General features: G+C 68.0%; 5 protein-coding genes. 3 read left to right on the top strand and 2 right to left on the bottom strand.

Going from position 1 to position 5,542, the window contains the following annotated elements; genetic code table 11:
- The 3 genes from RJ03_RS27660 to RJ03_RS27650 form a co-directional block, all read left to right on the top strand.
- The coding region (locus tag RJ03_RS27660; RefSeq protein WP_051025324.1) for an LCP family protein at positions 1-1,596 on the top strand (1,596 nt) is incomplete at its 5' end.
- A gap of 33 nt (positions 1,597-1,629) precedes the next feature.
- Positions 1,630-2,286 (top strand): transcriptional repressor LexA, encoded by a 657-nt coding sequence (gene lexA / locus RJ03_RS27655; RefSeq protein ID WP_036507725.1) that lies wholly within the window; start codon positions 1,630-1,632, stop codon positions 2,284-2,286.
- Positions 2,287-2,502: 216 nt separating this feature from the next.
- A complete protein-coding gene (locus RJ03_RS27650; protein WP_051025323.1) occupies positions 2,503-3,498 on the top strand; it encodes an alpha/beta hydrolase in 996 nt (331 codons plus the stop codon).
- Between the two features lie 59 nt (positions 3,499-3,557).
- Here the strand turns inward: RJ03_RS27650 and RJ03_RS27645 are convergent, their stop codons facing one another.
- Together RJ03_RS27645 and RJ03_RS27640 are read right to left on the bottom strand one after the other, a co-directional pair.
- Positions 3,558-4,916, bottom strand: a complete 1,359-nt coding sequence (locus RJ03_RS27645) for a family 1 glycosylhydrolase (protein ID WP_036507724.1) — start codon at positions 4,914-4,916, stop codon at positions 3,558-3,560.
- Between the two features lie 82 nt (positions 4,917-4,998).
- A partial coding sequence (locus tag RJ03_RS27640; RefSeq protein ID WP_036507721.1) for a mannosyltransferase YkcB-related protein occupies positions 4,999-5,542 on the bottom strand: 544 nt, incomplete at its 5' end.

Raw genomic sequence — 5,542 nt, 5'->3', positions numbered from 1 at the left:
GGCGCCGCGCCACCGCCGAACCGGCGGACCCGCCGCGCCCGCACCGCACCGCCGCCGCGCCCGAATCGCGGCGGTAGGGCCGTGCGGGTCGGTGGTCGCCTGCTGGCCGCGGTGACGGCCGTGGTCGTGGTCAGCGGCACCGGCCTGGCCTATTACACCGAGCGCAGCGTCGATCAGGGTTTCACCCGGTCCAACGCGATCAGCGAGGCCGATGCGGCCGCACTCGACGGCGACCTGAACATCCTGCTGATCGGCCTGGACACCCGCAAGGACCAGAACGGCAACGACCTGCCCAAGAACATCCTCGACCAGTTGCACGCCGGTGACGGCAGCGAAGGCGGCTACAACGCCAATTCGCTGATCCTGGTTCACATTCCGAAGGATCTGAAGAAGGTCACCGCCTTCTCCATCCCGCGCGACGACTATGTCTCGGTCTCCGGGATCCCCGGCTACGACCACGCCAAGATCAAGGAGGCCTACGGGCTGAAGAAGGCCTCGGTGGAACAGAAACTGGAGAACCAGGGCGTCAAGGACAAGGTCGAACTCGAACGCCAGGGCCGCGAGGCCGGGCGTGAATCGATCGTGCAGACGGTCAAACAGCTCACCGGGGTGCCGATCAATCGATTCGCCGAGATCTCGCTGGTCGGCTTCTACGATCTGGCCAACATCCTCGGCGGCGTCGACGTGTGTCTCAACCACGCCGTCGACGACGAGTACTACTCCGGTGCGGTGTTCCCCGCGGGCCGCCAGCATCTCGACGCCGCCAACGCGCTGTCGTTCGTGCGCCAGCGCCACGGCCTCGACAACGGCGACCTGGACCGTACCCACCGCCAGCAGGCATTCCTGACCTCGGTCGCCAAACAGCTCAAGGATTCGGGAACGCTGACCAATATCGGCAAACTGCAGGACCTGATCACCGCGGCGCAGAACGACATCGTGCTCTCCCAGGGCTGGAACCTGCTCGACTTCGCCCAGACCCTCGGCCGCGCCGGATCCATTCCGATCGAATTCCAGACCCTGCCGGTGAAGGCCTACGACACCGTCGACGGCCAGGATGTCAACATCGTCGACCCGGCCGCGATCAAGAAGACCGTGCGCACCGCCTTCGGGGTGGCCGAACCACAGTCCAGCGCTCCGACCACCACCCCCACCAGCACCATCGACGTCGTCAACGCCGGCGGAGCCAGCGGGATGGCGGCCAAGGTGTCCACGGCGCTGGTGGACAAGGGCTTCCGCAAGGGCAACGTCGGCAACGCCACCTACAGCGACGGATCCAGTTCGGTCGTGTACTTCGGCTCCGGCGCCGACACCGACGCCACCCAGGCCGCCGACATGCTGGGCGGGCTGCCCACGGCCGCGTCGAAATCCCTCGATCCGGGGACGGTGAAGATCGTCATCGGCAGCGATTTCAGCATGCCCGACAGCCTCACCTCCTCCTCCGCGTCGACGGTGACCACCACCGACCCCACGACCGGGCTCACCACGACCACCAGCGGCGGCGGCTCGGTGTCGGCCACGGCAACCACCGACGACCGTCCCGACTCCGGTAAGCCGGTCACCACCAGCATCGGATCCGACATACCCTGCGTGAACTGAGGCGCCGCCGCGGCGGCCGTCTACGATTCTCCGGTGACCGGATACGACGACGCGTACGACCACCTCGACACCTCCCGGCTGCCCGAGCGGCAGCGGCGCATCCTCGGCGTGATCCGAGATGCGGTGCAGCGCAACGGGTATGCGCCCTCGTCGCGGGAGATCGCGGCCGCCGTCGGACTGAAATCGGGCTCGTCGGTGTCGAAACACCTGAAAGACCTCGAGGACAAGGGATTCCTGCGCCGCAGCGCGAGTGTCTCCCGGCCCATCGATGTGCGCCTGTTCCTCGCACCCGCGGAAAGCCGTGGCGGCGAACAGGGTTCGGTGACCGTGCCGGTGGTCGGCGATATCGCCGCCGGTACCCCGATCCTCGCCGAGGAAAACACCGACGACCAGCTCACCCTGTCGCGGCAACTGGTCGGGCGCGGAACTGTGTTCGGGCTGCGGGTGCGCGGTGATTCGATGATCGACGCCGCGATCTGCGACGGCGATATCGTGGTGGTGCGGCAGCAACACGAGGCCCACTCCGGTGACATCGTGGCCGCCATGATCGACGACGAGGCCACGGTGAAGGTGTATCGCCGGCGCAACGGTCACGTCTACCTCGAACCCCGCAATCCGGCCTACGACGTCATCGACGGTGACCGCGCGGTCGTGCTCGGCAAGGTCGTGTCGGTGATGCGGCGAATGTGACGACCTGCTCGACGCGCCCGCCGGACCGATCGCCAAACGGTTGCCGCTGAATTAGTCTGCCCAGGCAGGCAACCGCGCAAGACCGAACGGGATTCGGAGGTGCACGTGGCGAGCAGTAATCGGGCGGGCAGATTTGCGGGGCGATACCGGGTGCGGCGGCGCACCCGGGTCGCGACGGTGGCGGCCGCGGCAGTTCTGGCCGCGGTATCGGCGAGCATGGCGGCCGGACCGGCCGCCGCCGCGGGCGATCCGGTCGTCGATTCCGGTGCGCCGCTGGCACATCCGGTGTCCGCCGACGGATCGAAGATCGTCGGCTTCTCCGTCGTCGACGGCCGCAATGTCACCCTGCAGGTGTACTCCGCGGCCATGGACAAACCGATCACGATCAACGTGCAGCGACCCGCCGACGCCTCCACACCGCGTCCCGTGCTGTACCTGCTCAATGGCGCCGGCGGTGGCGAGGACAGCGCCACCTGGGACAACAAGGCGCCCGACGCGCTGAAGTTCCTCGCCGACAAGGACGTCAACGTCGTCCAGCCCGTCGGCGGCGCCTGGAGCTACTACACCGACTGGCGCGCGCCGGATCCGAAGCTGGGCGTCAACAAGTGGAAGACGTTCTTCACCGAGGAACTGCCGCCCATCATCGACGGCGCCCTGGGCACCAACGGCCTCAACGCCATCGCCGGGCTGTCCACCTCCGGCACCTCGGTGCTGCAGCTGCCGATCGCCAAACCCGGGTTGTACAAGTCGGTGGCCGCCTACAGCGGGTGCGCCCAGATCAGCGACCCTGTCGGCTACACCGCGGTCAATCTCGCGGTCAACGTGTGGGGCGGCGGCAACACCGTGAACATGTACGGGCCGCAGAACGATCCGATGTGGGCGGCCAACGATCCCTACGTGCACGCCGATCAGCTGCGCGGGCTGAACCTGTTCATCTCCAGCGGATCCGGGCTGCCCGGACAGTGGGACACCCTCAACGGGCCCTACACGCTGCCCGGACCGGGTGGACTGGCCAATCAGCTGGTCATCGGCGGTGTGATCGAAGCCGCGGTCAACTACTGCAGCCACAACCTGCAGGCCAAGCTCGACGGTCTCGGCATTCCGGCGACCTACGATTTCACGCCGACCGGAACCCATTCCTGGGGCTACTGGCACGACGCGCTGATCCAGTCGTGGCCGGTTCTCGCGGCCGGACTGCAACTTCCCGCCTGATGTGGCAACCGCCGGGTTCGACCGTCCCCTTACCGACTGCCGGACCCGGCGGCAGGCGATCACGGTGACGGCGTGGCGGCCGGATCCGCGCCGGGCAGCATCACCGGCTCGTCGCAACTGGCCGGCGGATCGACCTGAGAACACCCGACGGGGGCGCGGGTGGGCCGGTAATCGGCGGACACCCCGCCCGCGCGGACGAGCACCGCGAACGCCTCGACCGCGTCGGTGGGCCGGCGCACCAGATCCGGATCCGAGGTGACATCGACGGTGTAGAGGCCGAAACGCGGGGTGTAGCTGCCCCATTCGTAGTTGTCGGTGAGGCTCCAGTAGTTGTAGCCACGCACATCGATACCGTCGGCCTTGGCGCGCTGGATCCAGTACACGGTGTCGCGCAGTTGATCGGCGCGGGTGTAGCCGTCCGGGCGGGGTTTGCCGTCCTCGGTCGGCATCCCGTTCTCCACCACATACAGCGGTTTGCCGGGGAACTGGCGGGCATAGCGGCGCAGTGCGTAGTAGACGCCCTCGGTCTGCAGCGGCAACTCCCACATCGCGGGCGCACCGGCCGAGGTCGACGGCGAACCGTCCGCGACCGGGGTGGGGCCGAAATAGTAGTCGACGCCGACGAAGTCGAGTTTGTCGCGAACCTGGTCGATATACGGCTGATTCACCTCGGTGTCGGCGCCGGGCACATAGCCGATGTTGCTGGTGACCATCGCCTTCGGATAGGTGACGTGAATGTCGTCGTAGATCCGGTTGTGGGCCTGCGCGAGCCGGTCCATCGCCGCCGGCCACTCCTCGTGGGAGAGGGCGCCGATGCGGATCTCGGTGCCGAGATAGGCGGCCGGTTCGTTGATCGTGACCCAGATCGGATCGCGAGAACCATAGCGCTGCACCACTTTCCGCGCATTCGCCAGCCAGTCGTCGACCATGCCCTGGTTGCGCCAGCCACCGCGGTCGGCCGCCCAGCCCGGATACACCCAGTGATCCAGGGTCAGCATCGGGGTCATGCCCGCGGCGTAGACGGCGTCGACGATCCGGTCGTAGCCGGCGAACGCCTGGTCGTCCCATTCGTCGGGATGCGGCTGCACCCGGGCCCATTCGATACTCATCCGGAAGCTCTTCGCGCCCAGCTGCGCGGCGCGCTCGATGTCGTCGGCGTAGGTGTCGAGGAAGCGCACCGAATCCCGATACGGTTCGGCCGCGCCGGTCGCGATGTAGCGGGTCCAGTTGCTGTCGGGGGCATGGCCTTCGGTCTGGAACCCGGATGTGGCCACCCCCCACACGAAGTCGGGGCCCAGGGGAGCGAGGGCCGACGCCGCCCGGCGGACGGGGTCGGCGCCCGCGCGGCCCGGCAGCAGCAGTGCGGCTGCTGTTGCCAGGCCGGTGGCCAGCACCTGGCGGCGGTTCGGCTCTCGCATCCAGCAATCGTAGCTGTGAGATTGCTGAATTCCGGTGTGTGCAAGGGCGTGTCGAGCGGGCGATCAGCCCCTCATATCGTGATCAGTGCGGTGGTGCGGTGAGGTCGAAAACCTCGAGGCCGCCGAGGTGTTGCGGCGTGTAATGCGCGGCCACCCAGGCATAGATATCGGTGTTGCCGACCGGATGCCACATATCCGGCTCCGCGTGTGCGGCCGACGGGTTGTGCGCGGTCGCCGGGGTGGGCGTGGCGCCGGGGGTTCGGTGCCGGTCGCGGGTTCGCCACGAGTCCGGCAGCTTCATCTCGGGCGCCAGATAGTAGGTGATCCGGTGGTCGCGGACCAGGTCCTGGAATCCCGCCACGGTGGGGACCGGATCCTCGGAGGTGAATCCACCGATGGCGATCACCGGTGTGCGGCTGGCCAGTTCGAGCCCGGCCGCCGGTCCCGAGCGGTCGATGGCCGCCGACCACGTCGTATGCGTCGCCCGCAACATCTCCACCAGGTGCGGATCGGTGTCGGTGCCGCCCATCAGCATGCCGATCTGGCTGCGGAACGGATTCAGCGCCTGCGGCAGCTGCGGACGTGCCGGCCCGACGACCGGGCTGCCGCCGGTGTGCGACTGCGGC

Source organism: Nocardia aobensis NBRC 100429 (assembly GCF_000308375.1).
Lineage (GTDB): Bacteria > Actinomycetota > Actinomycetes > Mycobacteriales > Mycobacteriaceae > Nocardia > Nocardia aobensis.
This window is presented reverse-complemented; position numbering and strand designations above follow the sequence as displayed.